At 58.0% G+C, this 20,425-nt stretch carries 22 protein-coding genes; 14 read left to right on the top strand and 8 right to left on the bottom strand.

The annotated features are described in order from the left end of the window. Positions 1–19 precede the first annotated feature (19 nt). The 4 genes from ACQCLF_RS07865 to pilG all read right to left on the bottom strand — a co-directional run bounded on the left by ACQCLF_RS07865 (position 20) and on the right by pilG (position 3,831). Entirely contained in the window at positions 20–2,266 is a 2,247-nt protein-coding gene (locus ACQCLF_RS07865) for a methyl-accepting chemotaxis protein (RefSeq protein ID WP_426985980.1), read from the bottom strand. A 130-nt stretch (positions 2,267–2,396) separates the two neighbouring features. Beyond that, positions 2,397–2,939, bottom strand: a complete 543-nt coding sequence (locus tag ACQCLF_RS07860) for a chemotaxis protein CheW (protein ID WP_426985978.1) — start codon at positions 2,937–2,939, stop codon at positions 2,397–2,399. 34 nt (positions 2,940–2,973) lie between these two features. Then, positions 2,974–3,336 (bottom strand): twitching motility response regulator PilH, encoded by a 363-nt coding sequence (pilH, locus tag ACQCLF_RS07855; RefSeq protein WP_426985976.1) that lies wholly within the window; start codon positions 3,334–3,336, stop codon positions 2,974–2,976. A 99-nt stretch (positions 3,337–3,435) separates the two neighbouring features. After that, positions 3,436–3,831, bottom strand: a complete 396-nt coding sequence (gene pilG / locus ACQCLF_RS07850; protein ID WP_426985974.1) for a twitching motility response regulator PilG — start codon at positions 3,829–3,831, stop codon at positions 3,436–3,438. Between the two features lie 429 nt (positions 3,832–4,260). Here pilG and gshB point away from each other — a divergent pair, with 429 nt between their 5' ends. The 4 genes from gshB (at position 4,261) to ruvX (ending at position 7,361) form a co-directional block, all read left to right on the top strand. Further along, positions 4,261–5,226 carry a glutathione synthase gene (gene gshB / locus ACQCLF_RS07845; RefSeq protein WP_426985973.1) on the top strand — a complete coding sequence of 322 codons (966 nt, stop codon included), beginning with the start codon at positions 4,261–4,263 and terminating at the stop codon, positions 5,224–5,226. 24 nt (positions 5,227–5,250) lie between these two features. Next, the gene (locus ACQCLF_RS07840; RefSeq protein ID WP_426985971.1) at positions 5,251–6,156 is read left to right on the top strand and encodes an energy transducer TonB; all 906 of its coding nucleotides are present in this window, start codon (positions 5,251–5,253) and stop codon (positions 6,154–6,156) included. 169 nt (positions 6,157–6,325) lie between these two features. Beyond that, positions 6,326–6,922 carry a YqgE/AlgH family protein gene (locus ACQCLF_RS07835; protein WP_426985969.1) on the top strand — a complete coding sequence of 199 codons (597 nt, stop codon included), beginning with the start codon at positions 6,326–6,328 and terminating at the stop codon, positions 6,920–6,922. 1 nt (position 6,923) lies between these two features. Next, positions 6,924–7,361: a Holliday junction resolvase RuvX gene (ruvX, locus tag ACQCLF_RS07830; protein ID WP_426985967.1), complete on the top strand. Its 438-nt coding sequence runs from the start codon at positions 6,924–6,926 to the stop codon at positions 7,359–7,361. A 64-nt stretch (positions 7,362–7,425) separates the two neighbouring features. Here ruvX and ACQCLF_RS07825 read toward each other — a convergent pair whose 3' ends face one another. Beyond that, complete coding sequence (locus ACQCLF_RS07825) at positions 7,426–8,568, bottom strand: PilT/PilU family type 4a pilus ATPase (RefSeq protein WP_426985965.1); 1,143 nt, start codon at positions 8,566–8,568, stop codon at positions 7,426–7,428. Positions 8,569–8,616: 48 nt separating this feature from the next. Then, the gene (locus ACQCLF_RS07820; protein WP_426985963.1) at positions 8,617–9,651 is read right to left on the bottom strand and encodes a type IV pilus twitching motility protein PilT; all 1,035 of its coding nucleotides are present in this window, start codon (positions 9,649–9,651) and stop codon (positions 8,617–8,619) included. 41 nt (positions 9,652–9,692) lie between these two features. Here ACQCLF_RS07820 and ACQCLF_RS07815 point away from each other — a divergent pair, with 41 nt between their 5' ends. From ACQCLF_RS07815 to rdgB, 10 genes are all read left to right on the top strand, one after another. Further along, on the top strand, positions 9,693–10,421 hold the full coding sequence (locus ACQCLF_RS07815) for a YggS family pyridoxal phosphate-dependent enzyme (RefSeq protein WP_426985961.1): 729 nt from the start codon (positions 9,693–9,695) through the stop codon (positions 10,419–10,421). Beyond that, the gene (gene proC / locus ACQCLF_RS07810) at positions 10,418–11,245 is read left to right on the top strand and encodes a pyrroline-5-carboxylate reductase (RefSeq protein ID WP_426985959.1); all 828 of its coding nucleotides are present in this window, start codon (positions 10,418–10,420) and stop codon (positions 11,243–11,245) included. Before ACQCLF_RS07815 ends, proC begins: the two co-directional genes overlap by 4 nt. Positions 11,246–11,307: 62 nt before the next feature. Beyond that, positions 11,308–11,898, top strand: a complete 591-nt coding sequence (locus ACQCLF_RS07805) for a YggT family protein (RefSeq protein ID WP_426985957.1) — start codon at positions 11,308–11,310, stop codon at positions 11,896–11,898. A 146-nt stretch (positions 11,899–12,044) separates the two neighbouring features. Continuing rightward, positions 12,045–13,199, top strand: coding sequence for a homoserine O-succinyltransferase MetX (gene metX / locus ACQCLF_RS07800; protein ID WP_426985955.1), 1,155 nt, complete (start codon positions 12,045–12,047; stop codon positions 13,197–13,199). 11 nt (positions 13,200–13,210) lie between these two features. Continuing rightward, on the top strand, positions 13,211–13,810 hold the full coding sequence (metW, locus tag ACQCLF_RS07795) for a methionine biosynthesis protein MetW (RefSeq protein ID WP_426986477.1): 600 nt from the start codon (positions 13,211–13,213) through the stop codon (positions 13,808–13,810). A gap of 34 nt (positions 13,811–13,844) precedes the next feature. After that, positions 13,845–15,353 carry an ATP-binding protein gene (locus ACQCLF_RS07790; RefSeq protein WP_426985953.1) on the top strand — a complete coding sequence of 503 codons (1,509 nt, stop codon included), beginning with the start codon at positions 13,845–13,847 and terminating at the stop codon, positions 15,351–15,353. Beyond that, complete coding sequence (locus ACQCLF_RS07785) at positions 15,346–16,734, top strand: sigma-54-dependent transcriptional regulator (RefSeq protein ID WP_426985952.1); 1,389 nt, start codon at positions 15,346–15,348, stop codon at positions 16,732–16,734. Before ACQCLF_RS07790 ends, ACQCLF_RS07785 begins: the two co-directional genes overlap by 8 nt. 226 nt (positions 16,735–16,960) lie before the next feature. After that, positions 16,961–17,380: a DUF4168 domain-containing protein gene (locus ACQCLF_RS07780; RefSeq protein ID WP_426985950.1), complete on the top strand. Its 420-nt coding sequence runs from the start codon at positions 16,961–16,963 to the stop codon at positions 17,378–17,380. A gap of 207 nt (positions 17,381–17,587) precedes the next feature. Continuing rightward, positions 17,588–18,025, top strand: coding sequence for a DUF4426 domain-containing protein (locus ACQCLF_RS07775; protein WP_426985948.1), 438 nt, complete (start codon positions 17,588–17,590; stop codon positions 18,023–18,025). A 22-nt stretch (positions 18,026–18,047) separates the two neighbouring features. After that, positions 18,048–18,641 carry an RdgB/HAM1 family non-canonical purine NTP pyrophosphatase gene (gene rdgB / locus ACQCLF_RS07770; RefSeq protein WP_426985946.1) on the top strand — a complete coding sequence of 198 codons (594 nt, stop codon included), beginning with the start codon at positions 18,048–18,050 and terminating at the stop codon, positions 18,639–18,641. Between the two features lie 10 nt (positions 18,642–18,651). On the opposite strand, the gene ACQCLF_RS07765 is transcribed toward rdgB, so the two are convergent. Both ACQCLF_RS07765 and ACQCLF_RS07760 read right to left on the bottom strand, forming a co-directional pair. Further along, positions 18,652–19,950, bottom strand: coding sequence for a PQQ-dependent sugar dehydrogenase (locus tag ACQCLF_RS07765; protein WP_426985944.1), 1,299 nt, complete (start codon positions 19,948–19,950; stop codon positions 18,652–18,654). Then, a complete protein-coding gene (locus ACQCLF_RS07760; RefSeq protein ID WP_426985943.1) occupies positions 19,947–20,375 on the bottom strand; it encodes a DUF2231 domain-containing protein in 429 nt (142 codons plus the stop codon). The genes ACQCLF_RS07765 and ACQCLF_RS07760 overlap by 4 nt, the downstream gene beginning before the upstream one ends. Between the last annotated feature and the right edge of the window lie 50 nt (positions 20,376–20,425).

Below are 20,425 nucleotides of genomic sequence, written 5' to 3'. Positions count from 1 at the left end.
GCGTCGCCGAGAGCCCAGGTTACACCAACTCATGATCCGAACGTTTGCGAGCCCGCTCATCGTCAGACAGGTCTTCTTCCTCGCCTTCAGGAAACGTTGGGTCATCCACATCGGACAAATCCACTTCTTCCAGTGTTTCCACCTCAGAAAACGAATCTTCCCCGGCTTCGTCATACTCTTCCAACCCGGCAAACAGCTCATCGTCATCCGAAGAGGAAGGCAGGGGCTGATGTGGTTGCCGACCCTCCGCGTCTTCCGGCAATTTGAAGCCCGCAACAGACTCTCGCAAGTCCATCGCCATTTCTGCCAGGTTACCAATCGACTGCGCTGTGGCACTGGTACCGGCCGACGTTTGCGTGGTGATTTCCTGAATCACGTTCATCGTGTTGGAAATGTGACCGGCGGACGATGCCTGCTGACGCGCCGCATTGGAAATATTCTGAATCAATTCCGCCAGACTGTTGGATACCGTTTCGATCTCTTCCAGGGCCACACCGGCGTCCTGCGCCAGGCGAGCACCGCGTACCACTTCGGAGGTGGTTTGTTCCATCGAGATAACGGCTTCGTTGGTATCGTTCTGAATCGTTTTTACCAGCGCTTCAATCTGCTTGGTCGCCGCGGCCGACCGTTCTGCCAGCCGCTGCACCTCATCCGCAACCACCGCGAAGCCACGCCCGGCATCACCGGCCATCGACGCCTGGATCGCCGCATTCAGAGCCAGAATATTCGTCTGGTCGGCAATGTCGTTAATCAGGCTCACGATGTCACCAATTTCCTGGGACGATTCACCCAGACGCTTGATCCGCTTCGAGGTGTCCTGAATCTGTTCACGAATGGTGTCCATGCCGTTGATGGTGTTCTGCACCACTTTGGCACCATTGGAGGCAATCGATACCGCCCGCTCCGCTACGGCGGCGGATTCCGCGGCGTTGGCCGATACCTGGTCAATCGTTACCGCCATTTCGTTCACCGCCGCCGAGGCACCGGCAATTTCCTGGGCCTGGTGGTCGGAGGCTTCGGCAAGATGCAGGGCCGTCTGCTGGGTTTCCTGAGCCGCCGCCGATACGTTTACTGCCGTTTCATTAATTCGGGTTACCAGGATACGCAGCTGGTCAATCGTGAAGTTGATAGAGTCCGCAATAGCGCCAGTAAAGTCTTCCGTCACCGTGGCGGTGGTGGTCAAATCACCGTCGGCCAGATCCGCCAGCTCATCGAGCAGACGCAAAATGGCAGCCTGGTTACGCTCATTGGTTTCCGCCGTTTCCTCAAGGCGCCGGCGGGTGCTGCGCAGCAGCAAAGCACCAATCAAAGCCAAACTCAACGCCGCTGCGATAGCCAGCGCCAGAATGGTCAGGTTATTGGGCTGTCGCAAGGGCGCCTGCTCGGCAATGCGGTCGGAAATAGCGGAAACCGCTTCCAGCAAAGCGGGGCTGTTATCCAACAGCGAATCGTTGGCCTGCAAGGCATCCAGCAGTGCCGGAGAGCCTTCGAAGATCTCTTGAATGGAGCTGTTTACAAAATCAAACAATGCGGCAATTTCAGTCAGGGATTCCTGCGCTTCCTCGTCAGTAATCTGACTAATGCGCATCGCCACATCCCCTTCCTGCATCGCCGTCAGCACCCGTCCATAAATGTTGGCGTCCAGGTTGAACTGATCCGCTGCCCGAGAGGCGCCCGCATCACCCCGCAACATACGGTCCACGTTCCGTCCAATACGTTCCGCACGCCAGCTTTGCATCTGAGCCTGAGAGACCTGCTCCGCCGGCGCATCGTTTTCCAGCAGGATTTCCACGATGTTGTTGTGCTCTGCCTGCAGCTCGGGCAGCGAGTCATTCAAGGTGCGACCCACTTCGTTCAGGAAGATAATGGTGTCGCGGTTGGTGAGAATCGTGTTGGCGCTCGAGCGCATACCGTTCCACACCTGGGCATAGTTGTTGAACTCGCGGCTGAGTTGGGCTCGCGTGCGCGGATCGCTGCTGCGCAAGGAGTCCCAGGTGGACGTCATGGTCGCAACCACCTGGTTCAATTCATCGAAGGCCTGTTCATCACCCTCAATAGCTTCCCGTGATAACGCGGTAAGGCGGTAGGCCTGAGCCCGCAGTTCAGCGGCCTGCTGCAAATACTCCTGGTCGCGCTCCACCCCTTCTTGCACCATAAGGTACGTAACGGGGATCAGCACCAGAAAGCCGATCAGCAGCACCACCAGAACAACCATCGCCGGATTGGCCCGGACGTTGACAAACAGGTTTCTGGATTCGGTTTGCATGTCAATAACTCCTGAAGGTGACGTGACGCCTTATTGTTGTTCCTGAAGAATGAGAACGGTAAATGTTCGGGCACCCTGTCCCGACACGGCTTAGCTCTTTAACTGTGTAGCTCTTTAACTGAGTCGCGGCTTAGCTCCGAGCGGCGTTGATAAACCGCGGATCCTGCGCCAAAAGGGCCGGACGAAACACCGTCCAGCGCTGGCCCTCATGGTCGTAACTGCCGTCGGTACAAGGCAGTATGGCGTCCTCCACCTCGCCGGGATCAACCCGGTACTGATCAGTGGGAAAATGCTGCATGCCAAACACCTGATCCACCATCAGCCCGCTGTACAATGCGTCCGTTTCCAGGATAAGTACCCGGCGCTGCTTGCGGCCACCCGTGAGCTGTCCACCGAAAAAGGCCGCCATATCAAACAGGGGTAACAGACGGCCCCGCACATTGGCCACGCCTTTAACCCAGGTCTGCACACCGGGCAGATGAGTAAAGGACGGTATTTCCAGCATTTCCGACACTTCACCCATCGGCACGGCAAAACGCTGCCCCATCAGCATAAAGCCGATACCGCTCCAATGCGGTCGAATATCCACCTGGGCAGGCAATCCACGCGCAGCCTTCCGGCTGCGTTGCGCCAGATCAACCAAAGACGCAAATGCCGCTTGAGCATCAGCCATGAGGCCCACCTCGATAACGCACACGCATGGTCATTTACTGGGTAACTTTTACGATAGCGGCATTCAGGGTTTCGGCGGTCACAGGTTTCACCAGGAAATCTTTGGCACCCTGACGCATTCCCCACACGCGATCAGTTTGCTGATCTTTGGTGGTGACAATAATCACCGGGATATTGGCCGTTTCCGGCGACTTGGTCAGCTGGCGAGTGGCCTGAAAACCGTTCAGACCAGGCATCACGATATCCATGAGCACCACATCGGGCAACGCCTGTTTGGCCAGCGCAATGCCATCTTCACCGGTTTCCGCCGTCAATGCCTCGTGGCCCTGCTTTTCCAGCATGGAGCTCAGTTTATAAATCTCGGTGGGAGAATCATCGATAATCAGTACTCTGGCCATAGTATCCCCAAGATTGCTGAATCAGTCATAGTGGCTGTGTGGTTTTCAAACCTCTCCGGCACACGCGCTCCGGACAGGCTTTGACTTTCTTATTGCGCTTTACGACGCTTCCGTCTGTTTGACGTGTTGCTCGATGGCATTGAGCAGTTCACTTTTGCTGAACGGCTTGGTCAAATATTGGTCGGATCCCACTATTCGGCCCTTGGCCTTATCAAACAATCCGTCCTTGCTCGACAGCATAATGACGGGTGTCCGCTTGAAATCACTGTTATTTTTGATCAGTGCGCAGGTCTGATAGCCATCAAGGCGCGGCATCATAATATCGACGAAGATAATATCCGGGCGGGTATCGGCAATCTTGGCCAGTGCATCAAATCCATCGGTAGCCGTGACGACCGTGCATCCGGCTTTTTTCAATAACGTTTCCGCAGTGCGACGAATGGTTTTGCTATCGTCAATCACCATGACTTTCAGGCTTTCCAAACTAACGTCCATACCTTGTGACCCTGACCTTATGACCCTGACTTTTGTGACGATGGGGAGCAGCGACATCGCCCAGCGATTATAAAGTGCCAATACCGCAATGTTATGTGACGGCGGCCACCAAAATGTGACGAGCTTCACAAAAAGAGCTATAACACCGAAAATATTTGTTGATTCAGGCGGTAGCAGACCGAAACTTTTAACACAGTTTTTAAGGTATATCTATAACGAACTGAATATATAAGATTATCGTTAGTTCCCTTTCGTTATTATTCATTACGCTTATTTCAACGCCACACTTCACACACGCCTGAATCCGGCCCCGGCTCGAGCCAATCCAGGCTTTGTGCTTGCGTTATCGCGCCCCAACGCTTAACTTTATCGCGCAAATGAACCCGCGGCAACAAACCCGCCCCTCCCAGATATGTGGAAAACGATTGTATGAGCATTTCCCTCGGTGTAATCATGGACCCCATCGCCAGCATTACCTTCTATAAGGACACAACGCTGGCGTTGTTGCTGGCCGCTCAGGAGCGGGGCTGGGACCTCTACTATATGGAACAGTCCGACCTCTACCTGGAAAACGGGCAGCCCCGGGCCAGTACGCGCTCCTTGCTGGTGATGGACGATGAGAATCACTGGTTTGAGCTCGGGCCCCGCCAGGAGCGCCCTCTGGCAGAACTCAATGTGTTGCTGATGCGCAAGGATCCGCCCTTTGACAACGAATTCACCTACAGCACTTATATTCTGGAGGCCGCTCAGGACGAAGGCTGCCTGGTGGTCAATGACCCGCGCAGCCTGCGCGACTGCAACGAGAAAATCTTTGCCACGCGTTTTCCCCAGTGCTGCCCGCCGCTTATCGTGAGCCGCGATCCCGCGCGGCTGCGAGCCTTTCACCGCAAACAGGGCGATGTCATTTTCAAACCGCTGGACGGAATGGGCGGCAGCCGTATTTTCCGCTGTAAGGAGGATGACCCCAATGTCAGTGTCATTCTGGAGACGCTCAGCGAGTTTGGCTCTCAGATGGTCATGGCACAACGCTACATCCCGGCCATTACCGAAGGTGACAAGCGCATTCTAGTGGTCGATGGCGAAGCGGTGCCCTACAGCCTGGCGCGAATTCCGGCCGATGGCGAAACCCGTGGCAACCTGGCTGCCGGAGGCCGCGGTGTTGCCAAGCCGTTGACCGACCGGGACCGCTGGATTGTGGAGCAGGTGGCTCCCATATTAAAAGAGAAGGGACTGATCTTCGTAGGACTGGACGTGATCGGCGACTACCTGACCGAAATCAACGTGACCAGCCCGACGTGTGTGCGGGAAATTGATCGCGCTTACGACACCCGGATTGGCGCAAGGCTGATGGACGCCATTGAGCAACGCCTGCAGCCGCAGCCCTCCGCTTCCTGACTTAAGAAGAGCGACTCCTGTCCCATGGCTGCGGCACCCTCCGATAACGCAACTCCCGAGCATACGGTCGACACTGGCGACCGCCTCAGCTTCACCCTGTTCATGGCGCTGGCGGCGCACGCCCTGCTGATTTTCGGTGTTTCCTTTACGCTGCCGGAGGCCGGTCGTGCCGCTCCGACGCTGGATGTCACCCTGGCCAACCACCGCGACCGCAGCGCCCCCGAACAGGCCGACTTTCTCGCCCAGCACAATCAACAGGCCAGCGGCACGGAAGAGAAGGCCCGGCAGCTGACCACAGAGCGAGAAGCCGAGTTCGCCGATACCCGCGTCCGCGATGTGAATCCCACGCCTCAAACCCAGGCCATGTCTGCCCGTCAGCGACAAGACTCCACGGTGGTCACCACCACCGGTGAGAGCCAGCGGCAAACGCTCGACACAGAATCGACGGAATCCCAGGAACATCAGGAGGAGCGGGACGGTCAGGCCAATGAACAGCCCGTGATCAGCCAGGAGATTGCCAGCCTGCAAGCCAAGCTGGACCGCCAGCGGCAGGAATATGCCAAGCGACCGCGCATACGCCGACTGACCTCCGTTGCCACCCAGGCGGCCTCTGACGCTCAGTATTTGCATGAATGGGGCCAGAAAATCGAGCGCACCGGCAACCGCCATTACCCTGCCGAAGCGCTGAGGCAGCAACTCACCGGCAGCTTACGGCTGTCGGTCGCGATCAACCCGGACGGGACCATCCACGAGGTGGAGATTCTTCAATCATCCGGTCACCGGATACTGGACCAGGCCGCCGTGCAGATTGTGCATTTGGCCGCGCCTTTTGATCGCTTCCCGTCCGAAATCCGCAAGGAGTACGACCGCCTGGAGATCATCCGCACCTGGAATTTTGAGATTGCCGGGCTTTCCACCACGGCTGACTAGCTATCACGCCAGATTAACAGCCAGCATGAACTCGCCCCAACACGCGGTTTCCAGTGATCTGCAGAGCCAGCCGAGCCGTATACCCTCATGCAGGTCATTGTCAGCAAATTTGACACTGACACTTGTTTTTTAGGGCTATCCACCCAACAATCCCTATATGACTGAGATTATGGTTTCACACACTGAATCTTCAAACGCTGACCGGACGCTGACTACGGGCAGCTTGAGCGATCACTTTTTGATCGCCATGCCCGGTATGCAGGACCAGAACTTTGCTCACAGCGTGACTTATATCTGTGACCACAGTGAGTCCGGAGCCATGGGGCTGGTACTCAACAACACCATGCCCATTACACTCGGCGAGATTTTCCAGCAGATGGACTTGGAGGACGAGTCAGACTTGGGAGGCCAGCCCGTCATGGCGGGTGGCCCCGTACAGGTTGAGCGCGGCTTTGTGATCCACAATGATCGCCAGGAATGGCAGTCCACACTGCGTATTGCCGAGGATGTCAGCCTGAGCGCTTCCCGTGATATTCTCGAAGCCCTCGCCAAAGGCGCTGGCCCCACTCACTTCGTAACGGCTCTGGGCTATGCAGGTTGGGAAGCTGGACAGCTGGAGAAAGAGATTGCCGCCAACTCATGGCTGACGGTGCCCGCCGATCGACACGTATTGTTTCATACCCCGGCAGAGCAACGCTGGGCTGCCGCCGCACGCCAACTTGGCTTCGACCTCAATCTGATTTCCTCTACCGCAGGCCACGCGTGACGTGCAGCTTCTGGCATTCGATTACGGCTTGAAAAATATCGGTGTGGCCTCCGCTCATACGCAGACTGGCACGGCCACACCACAGAAGCCCTTACGAGCGAAAGACGGCATTCCAAACTGGCCGGAGATCGAGCATCTGCTCAATGAGTGGAAACCCGACACAGTATTGGTCGGTTTGCCGCTCAATATGGATGGCTCTGAAAGTGAACTGTCGGCACGTGCCCGAAAATTTGCCAACCGCATTCACGGACGCTTCGGCGTTGCAGTGACCTTGGTGGACGAACGGCTGTCCAGTTTCGAAGCCAAAGGTGAAGTCATGGCGCGTGGCGGATCACGGGATTACGGTCGCCACCCTGTAGACTCCATTGCCGCACGTATTATTGCTGAAACATTTTTACAGACAGCGGAATCAGATTCGAAAGGCCAACCGCCCACATAAAACTCATGCCCGGTTGGCATCCCTCACTCTCTACCTCTTTTTACTACTTGCGACGCCGCCTTAACTAAAAGGTACGCCCCCGATCTTCCCCGTCCCCTTGAATGGATAACTCGTCCGCCGCATGAGACAGGTAGGCCGCATCGGTTTCGGAGCCCAACTTGATCAGCAAGCGCAGGTCGTTGGGCGAATCCGCATGAGACAGCGCATCCTCGTAGGTAATTTCCCCCGCATCGTATAACTCATACAGCGCCTGATCGAATGTTTGCATTCCCAATTCCGTCGACTTTTTCATCAACTCCTTGAGTTCACTCACTTCGCCCTTGCGAATCAGGTCCGAGGCCAGCGGTGTATTGAGCAACACTTCCAGGCAGGCGCGACGCCCCTGGCCGTCCGGCGTGGGGATCAGTTGTTGGGCCACGATACCTTTGAGGTTCAGTGACAGGTCCATCCACAGCTGGCGATGACGATCCGCCGGGAAGAAATGGATGATGCGATCCAGCGCCTGGTTGGCATTGTTAGCGTGCAGCGTCGCCAAACATAAGTGGCCAGTTTCGGCAAACGCGATGGCGTGCTCCATCGTTTCGCGGGTACGGACCTCACCAATGAGAATCACATCCGGCGCCTGCCGCAGGGTATTTTTCAGTGCGGTCTCGAACGAGTCTGTATCGATACCGACTTCACGCTGAGTAATAATGCAACCCTGATGCTGGTGAATAAATTCAATCGGGTCCTCAATGGAAATAATATGCCCTTTGCTGTTGCGGTTGCGATGGCCAATCATCGCCGCCAGCGACGTCGACTTACCCGTGCCGGTGGCCCCCACAAACAGAATCAGGCCACGACGGGTCATGGCCAGTTCCTTGATGATCTCGGGAAGCCCCAGGTCATCAATCTCGGGAATTTTTGTTTCAATACGCCGCAGCACCATCCCCGCCAGATTGCGCTGATAGAAGGCGCTGGCCCGGAAACGACCAATCCCCCGGGCGCTGATCGCGAAGTTCAGCTCCTTTTCTTCCAGAAACTCCTGGCGCTGCTTTTCGTTCATCACCCGAAGCACAACTTCGCGTACTTTTTCCGGCGGTAAGGGCGAGGCCATGGCGGGAACAATCTTGCCATTGACCTTGATCGACGGCGGTACGCCCGCCGTAATAAACAAATCCGACGCGCCCTTTTCAACCATCAGCGACAACAAGCGATCAAAATCCATAACGGGTTCCCGTAAGCATACAATGAATAAGAGCCGGAGCTTGAATCATCAAAAGTTGTCCGGCATTTTGGCTTTTTCACGGGCCACTTCCCGGGTGACAATGCGCCGTGCCACCAGATCGGCCAGGCACTGGTCCATCGTCTGCATCCCGAGCGACGCGCCAGTCTGAATTGCCGAATACATTTGCGCCACTTTATCTTCACGAATCAGGTTCCGAATGGCCGAGGTGCCTCGCATGATTTCGTGCGCGGCCACCCGACCGCCGCCGTTTTTCTTAAGCAGCGTCTGCGAAACAACCGCTTGCAGGGATTCGGACAGCATCGAACGCACCATGGCCTTTTCGTTCGCCGGGAACACATCCACCACCCGGTCAATGGTTTTTGCCGCCGAGGTGGTGTGCAAGGTACCGAACACCAGGTGACCGGTTTCCGCCGCCGTCAGCGCCAGGCGAATCGTCTCCAGGTCGCGCATCTCACCCACCAGAATGATGTCCGGGTCTTCGCGCAGAGCCGAGCGCAGTGCTTCGGCAAAGCCGTGGGTGTCGCGGTGAACTTCCCGCTGGTTGACGAGACACTTTTTGCTCTCGTGCACAAATTCGATGGGGTCCTCAATGGTCAGGATGTGTTCGTATTTATTGTCGTTGATGTAGTCCATCATGGCCGCCAGCGTGGTGGACTTACCGGAACCCGTCGGCCCGGTGACCAATACCAGCCCGCGCGGCACCGCACAAATATCGCGGAACACATTCCCCATCCCCAACTCTTCCATGGTGAGCACCTTCGAGGGAATGGTCCGGAATACAGCACCCGCGCCGCGATTCTGGTTAAAGGCGTTCACCCGGAAGCGCGCAACGCCCGGCACCTCAAACGAAAAGTCCGTCTCCAGAAACTCCTCGAAGTCCTTGCGTTGCTTGTCATTCATTATCTCGTAGATCAAACTATGCACCTGCTTGTGCTCCATCGGCGGCAGGTTGATGCGGCGCACGTCGCCGTCCACGCGAATCATAGGCGGCAGCCCCGCCGACAAGTGCAGGTCCGAAGCGCCCTGTTTGGCGCTGAACGCCAGAAGTTCCGTAATATCCATGCTACTACCTTACGTTGGGGTTGCTATCGCTTAGAGATGTTATGCCAAAGATAGACGAGATGCTCCACGATGTCACCGCCCGACTGAAACGGGCCGCTGAGACGGCAGGCCGCTCACCGGAAACGGTGGCGCTGGTCGCCGTCAGCAAAACCCGCCCCGCCTCGGCACTCGCCGACGCCTACCGGGCAGGGCAACGGCGATTCGGCGAGAACTATCTGCAGGAAGCGCTGGACAAACAAGCGGCTCTGCGCGAACTGGCCGACATAGAATGGCATTTTATCGGTCCTATTCAATCGAATAAAACCCGCGCCATCGCCGAACAGTTTGACTGGGTTCACAGTATTGACCGGGAGAAGATCGCCAGACGCCTGAGCGAGCAGCGCCCGGCTGACCGGGGTCCGCTCCAGGTTTGCCTGCAGGTGAACCTCGACGGCGAAATCAGCAAATCCGGGGTGGCCCTGGGTGATCTGCCATCGCTGGCCCGCGCCGTGGCCGCTTTGCCTCATCTCACCCTGCGCGGGCTGATGGCGATTCCCGCTCCACGGGAGAATGTTAACGACCAACGGGCCGTATTGGCCCGGCTGCGACAAGCACTCTCGGAATTGAAGGCTCTCAAGCTGGCCGACGATCAAGGGCAACCGCCCCCGCTGGACACGCTGTCGATGGGGATGTCGGCCGATCTGGAGGCAGCCATCGCCGAAGGCGCTACAATGGTGCGAGTCGGCACGGATATTTTCGGTGCCCGAGAAACCGGACAGGACACATTATGAGCAATACCCCCTACCCCACCCTCGCCTTTGTCGGCGCTGGCAATATGGCACGCAGCATTCTTGGCGGCCTGGTACAGGAAGGCTACCCAGCTGACCGTATCCTAGCCAGCGGCCGAAGTAAGGACAAACTCACTGCATTAGCGACTGACTTCGGGATCACTACCGGCAGCAACCACGATGTGGCCGAACAGGCGGATGTGGTCGTCCTGGCGGTGAAACCCCAGGGTCTCAAGGCAGTGGCCGAAGACCTGCGACCCGCGCTGAACCACAACCCCCTGCTCATTTCCATTGCGGCGGGCATCAACGTCGATGCGCTGGAACGCTGGCTGGGAGAACACCACGCCATTGTCCGTTGCATGCCGAACACACCATCGCTGGTCAAAACCGGAGCCAGCGGCCTTTACGCCAATCGCAACACAAGTGATACCCGGCGTCAGCAGGCCGAACAGATCCTGTCCGCCGTCGGTACGGTACAATGGCTGGACGACGAGGCACTCATCGATGCGGTAACCGCCGTCTCGGGTTCCGGGCCTGCGTACTTTTTCCTGGTAATGGAAGCGATGATCGATGCCGGTCAGAGGCTCGGACTGGACCGCGAGGCCGCCACTGAGCTGACCCTGCAAACGGCACTGGGCGCAGCGACACTCGCCCGCCAAAGTGATGTGGATGTCGCTGAACTGAGGCGGCGGGTCATGTCACCCGGCGGCACCACCGAAGCGGCCATCAAGTCCTTCGAGCACGACCAGTTGCGCGCCGTATTCGAGCGGGCCATGAAAGCCTGTGCCGCCCGTGCTGGCGAACTGGCCCGGGCGCTGGACCAATAAAGACGGGCTGATGACCGCTCACTACGACGGCCCAACCAGATTGTTCAACGAGAGGAACACGCATGTCCACTTCGGCTGAAATTGCCATTTATGTCATCCGCACCCTGGGTTCACTGTACCTGCTGCTGGTATTACTGCGCTTTTTGTTCCAACTGGTGCGGGCGGATTTCTACAACCCCATTTCACAGTTTGTTGCCAAGGCCACCAACCCATTGCTGCTGCCTTTGCGCAAAGTGATTCCGGGCGTGTTCGGAGTGGATATGGCGGCGCTGGTACTGGCCTTGATCATTCAATGGTTATTGATCCAACTGGTGCTATTAATTGCCGGGCTCGGCATCCTAAACCCGTTGGTGGCTATTGCCTGGTCCGCCATCGGTTTGCTGTCGGTCATCCTGTCCATCTACTTCTGGTGCCTGATTATTTCCATCATCGCCAGTTGGGTGGCGCCGTTCAGCCAGCATCCGGCATTATTGCTGGTGCGCCAGCTCGTGGCGCCCGTGATGGCACCTTTCCAAAAACTGATCCCACCGATGGGCGGAATCGACATCACCCCCATTTTCGCCTTTATGGTGCTGCACATTCTCAACCGCTACCTGGTGCCCGCCCTGGGACAAAGCGTGGGAATGCCCGGTGGGCTGGTGCTGGGAATGTAGGCATCGGGCGCGCCGCTACCGCCCAGACCCGATGACAGACCCGATGACAGGCCCGACATTGAGCCGGGCCGCCCCAGACACTTGCAGGCCCTCTGAGGCCCCCTTAGACTGGCGAGCTTACGCCAAGCCCGAGACCGAGATCACCCATGCCCGACACTCTGCCCGACGACTCCGTCGGTCTGGTCACCCCCCAGACTCACGTCTTCACCGAGCCGCTCACGCTGGCCTGCGGCACTACGCTCGATCATTACGAGCTGGTGTATGAGACCTATGGCACCCTGAATGCGGATCGCTCCAACGCGGTGCTTATTTGCCACGCCCTGTCCGGCAACCATCACGCTGCCGGCTACCACAGCCTGGAAGACCGCAAACCCGGCTGGTGGGATAACTACATCGGCCCGGGTAAAGCCATCGACACCAATCGCTTTTTCGTCGTGTGCCCCAACAACCTGGGCGGATGCAGTGGCTCTACCGGTCCGCGTTCCACCAACCCAGCCACCGGCAAGCCGTGGGGTGCGGATTTTCCCATGTTGCGAGTACGCGACTGGGTAGAGAGTCAGAAGCGCCTGGGCGAAGCCTTGGGTATTGACTGCTGGGCCGCGATTGTCGGGGGCAGCCTGGGCGGTATGCAGGTCATGCGCTGGGCACTGGAATACCCGGACAAGCTGCGCCATGCCGTAGTAATCGCCGCGGCGATGAAACTCAGCGCCCAGAACATTGCGTTCAACGAAACCGCCCGGCAGGCGATCATGTCGGACCCGAATTTCCACAACGGTCACTACCTTGAGCACGACACCGTGCCGCGAGACGGCTTGGCCGTGGCCCGCATGATCGGACACATCACCTATCTGTCCGATCACGCCATGGGAGAGAAATTTGGCCGAGAACTGCGCAGCGGCAGCTTCCTGCGCGGCCAGTATGACCCCGTGGAGTTTCAGGTGGAAAGCTATCTGCATTATCAAGGGGACAGCTTCGCGAACAACTTCGATGCCAATAGCTATATTTTAATCACCCGCGCATTGGATTATTTTGATCTCGCCCGCGAATACAACGACGATGCCGTAGAAGCGTTTCGGCTGGCACGCTGCAAGTTCCTCGTCGTGTCGTTCAGTTCGGACTGGCGATTCTCTCCACAGCGCTCGCGGGAAATCGTGGACGCACTGACCGGCGCCGGGCGGGCCGTGAGCTACACCAACATCGATTCTCCTTACGGACACGATGCGTTCCTGCTGCCCAACGAACGTTATCGGCAGGTGTTCACCCGCTACATGGCGGGTGTGGCCGGGGAGGTACACTCATGAACGGACAACCCATGCGCCTGGATCAAACCGAAATTCAAAGCTGGATTGCCAACGGCAGCCGGGTTCTGGACCTGGGTTGCGGCGATGGCACTCTGCTGCAATACCTGCGCGACACCAAGCAGGCGACTGGGTACGGGCTGGAGATTGACCCGGACCAGATCAATGCCTGTATCGACAAAGGGCTCAGCGTTCTCGAACAGAATCTGGATGACGGCCTCGGCAACTTTGCCGACGGCAGCTTCGATACCGTGGTCATGGCACAGGCTATTCAGACCATGCACTATCCCCACAAAGTGCTGGACGAGATGCTGCGCGTGGGTAAAGAGTGCATCGTCACCTTCCCCAACTTCGCGCACTGGAAAGCGCGGTGGCACCTGGCCGTGCGTGGCCGCATGCCGGTTTCCGACCTGCTGCCCTATGAGTGGTACAACACACCCAATATTCACTTCTGTACCTTTCGCGACTTCGAGGTGCTGTGCCGGGAAAAAAACATTACCGTGCTGCATCGGCTGGTGGTGAACGAACAGTCACCGAACTTTTTGAAGGATTTCTCGCCCAACCTGTTCGGGGAAACCGCTATTTATCATTTATGCCGCGGTAGTGCTTGCTGAGCAAACGCACCAGCGGCCCACCGGAGCCACGCTGATGGGACGGCGACAACCTTTCGGCCTTTACAATATTCGCACGGCACTGCTGGCGTTCGTGCTCGCTCCGTTTTTACTGGTCATGATCATTACGGCAGGCTTCAGTCTGCGCCAGTTGGAACAGGCCGCCGAAGAAGGCATGGAAGAGGAAATCGAGCTGATTGCCCGCTCCATTCGTCGCCCCCTGAGCTACGCCCTGGAAAACGGTCACGAAGAAACGCTGCGTCGCACCGTCACCTCCGCCGGCGACATCGGGCGGGTATACGGGGTGTACGTCTATGACCGAGAAGGCCAACGCATTACCGCACAAGGCCCCAGCAATGTGCAGGTCCAGGATATCGAAGCCGCCAGCCTCGCCACCCGGGGCAGTGAACAAAGCGCCTTCGAGCAAGTCGGTGGCGAAGCCGTATTTTCCTATTTTATGCCCTTGACCGACAGCGGCGGCCGCATCAACGGCCTGCTTCAGGTTACCCGCCGAGGCAGTGATTTTGTGCAGCAAATCCACGCTTTTCGGGCGCGGGCCATTGGTTTGCTGGCCGGCTTTGCACTGCTCGTTCTGGTGCTGGTCTGGGTGGGTTACCGGCGCGCCATCGGTCGCCATATTCAGTTTATGGGCGATAGCCTGACTACGGTGGCGGGTGGCGATCGCGAGCATCGACTGGCCACCGCAGGCCCGATGGAATTGCGGTTTTTGTCCGGCAGCATCAATCGCATGCTGGACAGCATTGCCGACTCGGAGCGGGAAATCAGCACCCGGCGCGAACGCGAATACCAACTCAAGCACCAATTGCATCAGGCTGAAAAACTGGCCGCTATTGGCCGTTTTGCCGCGGGTGTGGCTCACGAGCTGGGTACACCGCTCAGCGTGGCGGACGGCAAAGCCCAGCGCGCGTTGCGCAAAGTGGCGGCGGAAAATGCGGAGCCTCTGCACGATATCCGCCAACAACTGCAACGCATGGAACGCATCATCCGGCAATTGATGGACTTTGCCCGCCCGGTCAAACCGGAGCGCCGTTCACTGCGCTTTCAGGAGCTGGTGCAATCCTCCGTGCAACAGGTGGAGGGCGAGCGCGAACGCCAGCAGGTCACCCTTTCGGTGCAACCGCCGGAAACATCTTGCCCACCGCTGGTGGCAGATCGTTTGCGGTTGGAACAAGCCATTATCAACCTGCTGCGCAACGCCATTCAGGCTACCCCGAACGGCCAGGTGCAACTGAGCTGGCACTGCGGCTCAGGGCAGTTGCACCTTACGGTCGAAGACGATGGCCCCGGTATCGATCCAGCCATTCAACCCCGATTGCTTGAACCTTTCGTGACCACCAAGCCGGTCGGTGTCGGCACTGGCCTCGGCCTGGCGGTCGTCAACGCAGTAGTGACCGAACACGGCGGCCATATCGAAATCGGCGATAGCGAACTCGGCGGAGCCCGTTTCGAGCTAACCATCCCTTTCCAGCCACCCGCAGACGCGCCCACCGCCACACCCTTGCGCGAGGACAACCCCAATGACTGATTCGGCGCCCAGCGGCCCCATCGACATTCTGGTCATCGAAGACGATCCCGACCTGCGCCAACTCCTGCTGGATGAGCTGACCGACGCCGACCATCGCTGTGCAGGCAAAGGCGATCTGAGTTCGGCGCGGCAGTGGCTGGCCGAGGAAGCGCCACAACTGGTGATCAGTGACCTGCACCTGCCCGATGGCAATGGCCTGGATTTACTGGAAGAGCTGCATCGCCTGCCCGTGCGCCCAGCCTTTATCGCCATCACCGCCTTCGGCACCATTGACCAGGCAGTGGATGCCCTCAAGCGCGGAGCGGACGACTTTCTTACCAAACCGCTGGATCTGGACCACTTTTCCCTTTCGGTCACCCGTACCCTTCAGCGCCAACAGCTGGAGCAGGAGCTGGGTTACTACCGGCGTTTGCTCGACCAGGGTGAATTTCACGGCATGATCGGGCGCAGCCCGGCGATGCGCCAGCTGTTCACTCAAATTCGGCAAGTGGCCCAGGCGGACGGCCCCGTGCTGGTCACCGGCGAAAGTGGCGTCGGCAAGGAACTGGTGGCGCGGGCCATTCATCGCGAAAGCGACCGCCGCAACGGCCCGTTTATCGCCCTGAACTGTGGGGGCATCGCCGCCAACCTGTTGGAGAGTGAGCTGTTCGGGCACGCCGCTGGCGCATTCACAGGCGCGACCAAGGCCCGGCGCGGCCTGTTCGCCGCCGCCGACGGGGGCACACTGATGCTGGATGAAATCGGTGAAATGCCGATGGAAATGCAGTCCAGCCTGTTGCGCATCCTGCAGGACGGCAAGGTTCGCCCCGTCGGCAGCAACGCCGAGCAAAGCCTCGATGTGCGCATCATTGCCGCCACGCACCGCGAACTGCCCGACGAGGTCGCCGAGGGCCGCTTCCGCGAAGACCTTTTTTATCGACTGGAAACCTTTGCGCTGGACGTGCCACCGCTGCGCCAGCGGGGCGACGATATCGAGCGGCTGATCGCCCACCTGATCCATCAGTTCAATGGCCGCCGCCAGCAGCCGGTCGACGGGCTGAGCACCGAAGCGCTCAACCTGCTCAAACGCTACCCCTTTCCCGGTAATGTGCGCGAACTCGGAAACATCGTCGAACGCGCCGTAACATTTTGCACCGGGCGCCTGATCGGCCCGGAACACCTGCCCGACCGGGTCCACCAGCTACCCGTCTCGCCACCGGCCGCTTCGGGAAACCGCTGGCAACCACCCACCGAAGACGACACCCTGGTGTCACTGGAAGCCGTAGAGCGCAGCTATATCCAATACGTGCTCAACCAGGTGGAAGGCAACAAAAAACAGGCTGCGGATATTCTCAATATCGGGCGACGTACGCTCTACCGCTGGCTGGAAACTGACGACTGATTGTCAATACGGCACACCGATGAGTGAGTCATATTGGCACATGAGCGAAAACGCACAGTGATCGCCGCCACACCTTACAGCCGAGAAAAATATTTTCTCCTTACTTATCAATGAGTTATAAAAATTTTAAAAGCTGGCACGACCTCTGCAATATCTACTGTGCAAGTTTCAATACGCAAGTAACCGGGCTCCGGTCCGATTCCGACTCACAGTAAGGAGAGACATTATGCGTAAGAATCACAACCCCGTACTGGCCCTGATTGCAGGTTCTGTTCTGATGTTTGGTGCTGGCGCCGTATCGGCACAAAGCACACCGCAAGGGCAGCCTCAGCAGCCTGCAGCACCCCAGACCGAAGCCGCCCAGATGGATGTGAGTGAAGAGCAGGTTGAAAGCTTTGTGGACGCCTATATGGCCGTTCAGGGTATTAATCAGGAATACACCCAGAAACTTCAGGCGGTCGAAGACCCCGAAGAGGCCACTGAGTTGCAACAGGAAGCGCAGACCGAAATGCAGGAAGCGGTCAGCAACTCAGGCTTGTCCATCTCCGAGTATCAGCAGATCGCCAACCAGGCTGGTCAGGATGAAGAGCTTCGCAATCAAATCGAATCGGCTCTGACCGAGCGCATCGAAAGCCAAGACTCTTAAGCGAACGGACTCTCAACCGGACTTTCACTGGATCACACGATCCACACCTCAAGGACGAGGTGACTGTTTTACTCTGCCAGTCTCATTCAGCCAGTTTCCCGTTTTTCGCTCTCCCCAGCTACTATACCGAAGCCTCCTGCCCAAGCCGTTTCGAATGCGATACACTTCCGTGCCACGCGGCGCACTTGATGACGGACGGAGACAGCGATGACACGTTTACTGCCCTTGTTCACCCTTCTGGCCCTCTTTATGGCCTCACCCGGCCAGGCCCAGACCGGATCCGAGCGTTTCGGTGACTATCAGGTGTACTACAGCGTGTTCAACAGCACGTTCGTTCTGCCGGACGTCGCCAGTATTCATGGGCTGGTGCGGGGCAATGACCGTGCCCTGGTCAATATCAGCGTCTCCCGCGTCGACGGCGGACTGGGCGTGCCCGCGACCCTTACCGGCACAGCCACCAACCTGTTACAGCAGGCTCAAACCCTGGAATTCCAGGAAATCAGTGAAGGTGATACCACCTACTACATCGCACCCATGCGACACCTCAACGAAGAGCGATACCACTTTCGCATCAGCCTACAGCCCGAAGACAGCGAGCAGGCCTTTACGCTGCAATTTACCCAAACGCTGTATCAGGAACGATGAGCGGCCACGCAAGAGGTTTTTTATGCAAACTCTGGTACTCGCCAGCGGCAATGCCGGCAAGCTTCGGGAATTTCAACAACTGCTGGTTGACTGCGGTTTTAACGTGCAAGCCCAGAGCGATTTCGACGTAACCAGTGCCGAAGAAACCGGGCTGACCTTTGTGGAAAACGCCATACTCAAAGCCCGTCACGCCAGTGCCGCCACCGGTTACCCCGCCCTCGCCGACGATTCCGGATTGGCCGTCGATGCACTGGATGGTCGCCCCGGCATTTATTCCGCCCGTTACGCGGGCCCCGACGCCAGCGATGCGGACAACAACACCAAGCTTCTACGCGAACTCGAAGGCATTCCCGATGCAGAGCGCGGCGCCTGTTATCACTGCGTACTGGTTCTGGTGCGGCACGCCGACGACCCAACGCCGTTAATTGCCCAGGGTGAATGGCGCGGCCGGATTCGAACCGCTCCCGCCGGTCATGGTGGCTTCGGCTACGACCCGCTGTTTCAAGTGCCCGAGCGCGAATGCAGCGCCGCCGAACTGAGCAAACAGGAAAAAGCCGCCATCAGTCACCGGGCGCTGGCGACAGAGCGATTGATGCAGCAATTAGGCGCCCGTTAACCCTTAGTGGTTACCCCTCGTCATTTGGAGTCACCCGCCAAATGACGTTAGAAAGATCATCGGCCACGATGAGGGCACCGTTCGGATCGACGGTGACCCCTACGGGACGCCCGCGTGTTTTACCGTCCTCCGAGAGAAAGCCCGTCATAAAATCCACCGGCGGGCCAGCAGGACGCCCCCCCTCGAAAGGCACGAAAATCACTTTGTAGCCGACGGGAGTACTGCGGTTCCAACTACCGTGCTCACCGACAAACATACCCTCCGCGAACGCCATCCCCATGGCGGGCCCTGAAAAATCAATGCCCAGTGCCGCCACATGCGAGCCCAACGCATAATCCGGCGTAATCGCCGACGCGACTTTATCCGGGTCCTGGGGCCGTACACGGTCATCCACATGTTGGCCCCAGTAACTGTAGGGCCAACCGTAAAACCCGCCTTCTTGTACAGCCGTAATATAGTCGGGAACAAGGTTGGGGCCGAGTTCGTCACGCTCGTTCACAGCGGTCCACAACTGATCCGTTCCCGGCTGGAAAGTTAATGCCGTAGGATTTCTCAACCCTGTGGCGTAAGGGCGGTGAGCGCCCGTTTCCGCATCGATTTCCCACACCATCGCCCGGTCAACCTCAGCGCTCATGCCGCGCTCGGTAATATTGCTGTTCGAGCCAATGCCCACGTAGAGAAAACGTCCGTCGGGACTCGCGGCCAGGGATTTGGTCCAGTGATGATTGATCGCCGAGGGTAAATCGGTCACTTTCTCCGGTGCGCCATTCGCCTGCGTCTGCCCTTCGCGATAATCGAAACGCACCAGCGCGTCCTGGTTGGCGACATACAACGTGTTATTCACCAGTGCGAGTCCGTAAGGAGCGTTAAGGTCGTTGGCAAAGACCGTTTGTAACTCATAAGTGCCGTCGCCGTCCGCATCCCTAAGCAAGGTCAACCGGTTGCCGCTCTCAACGGAAGTGGTACCTTTTCCTTTAATATAACCGGCGATCACATCTTTCGGTTTCAATGCCGGTGCGCTGCCTCCCCGCCCCTCAGCGACCAGAATGTCACCGTTCGGGAGAAGCAACGTTTGGCGCGGAATTTTAAGGTCCGTGGCGATCGCCGAAATGGTATAACCGGGCGGCACCGTTGGCAGCGTATCCCCCCAAGGCGCGGGCTCTGCCACACTCATATCCGGTAGCAACCCGCGTTGCGGCTCCGGGAGCACCGGGTCGGGTCCATACTGCTCCTGGTCTGGCGCTTTGTTGCCACAAGCCACCAGCAAGGCCGTCAAAGCAACGGTTACTCCTAGGCGTGCAACGTTCATCGTTCACCTCCCCGTTCACCCCTGGCGAAACCGATCCATGTGGCCGCACAAGCGAGCACAAAAACAATCACTGAGAGAATAAGGCCCATAGGCATACTGGCCCAGGCATCCTTCGCGTGGATCAACGAATTGATAAAGCCCAGGATCCACATCACAAACAGGAGAAAGACATAAAGTAAGGAACATCCGACACGACGACTCGCGCGAACCAGATCAACAATGGCCCACAACAACGCAAAACCGCCGAAAACGAGGCCACCGGCGATCAACCAGGAAGCGAAGTTGCTCCACTGTATGTGATAACTGGACGAGTAAGCAAAATCACTTAATAGTCCCCCTAAAAACAAGGGAAGGGTGCCGGCCAGCAACACCGCATGAAGCGGGTGCAGCCTTCTTTGAAGGATTCGATCATCATTGACAGTCACGGGGCTTCTCCTTAGTAACGGATTAAGCGAGCGTGCACAGAAACGGCTGC

This window comes from Marinimicrobium sp. ARAG 43.8 (genome assembly GCF_050113635.1).
Taxonomy (GTDB): Bacteria; Pseudomonadota; Gammaproteobacteria; order Pseudomonadales; family Cellvibrionaceae; genus Marinimicrobium.
This window is presented reverse-complemented; position numbering and strand designations above follow the sequence as displayed.